Source organism: Streptomyces sp. A1136, from assembly GCF_004795055.1.
Lineage (GTDB): Bacteria > Actinomycetota > Actinomycetes > Streptomycetales > Streptomycetaceae > Streptomyces.
This window is the reverse complement of record NZ_SSBJ01000387.1, coordinates 1-511: the sequence shown is the minus strand read 5'-3', so window position 1 is coordinate 511 and position 511 is coordinate 1. Positions and strand designations below refer to the sequence as shown.

The 511-nt window shown below is 72.6% G+C and carries 1 pseudogene; it reads right to left on the bottom strand.

Annotated elements, in window-relative coordinates:
• A pseudogene (locus E6R62_RS39165) lies at positions 1-511 on the bottom strand (transferase); the annotation flags it as partial.

The window sequence follows — 511 nt, the reverse complement described above, 5'->3', positions numbered from 1 at the left end:
GGCGTCGCCCAGCGGCTGCTCGACCGGGTGCGGCCACTCCTCGACCACGATGGACGGCCGCTCGCTGTCGGTGCGGCGCAGGGTGATCCAGCCGAAGCCGACCGCCGTGGTCCCGCGCGCCTCGAACTCGTCCAGCCACGCCTCGTAGCGCTCCGCGTACCGGGCCGGGTCGGTGTGGTGGTCCCCGGCGTCGCGCAGCCACAACTCGGTGTACTGGGTGATGTCCTGGACCTCGCGCTGCACGATCCAGGCGTCGCAGCCGCGCGGGACCCAGGAGCGGAGCCGGTCCTGCCACTCCTCCCCCTCGACGTGCTGCCAGTTGGCCAGGAACTGGGCGTACCCGCCGGGGTTGAGGCGCTCCCCCGCCTGCTGAACGAGCGAGCGGCACATATCGTCCCCGCCCATGCCGCCGTCCCGGTAGGTCAGCCGGGCGCCGGGCGAGATCACGAACGGCGGGTTGGACACGATCAGGTCGTACGTCTCCTCGCCCACCGGCTCGTAGAGCGAGCCC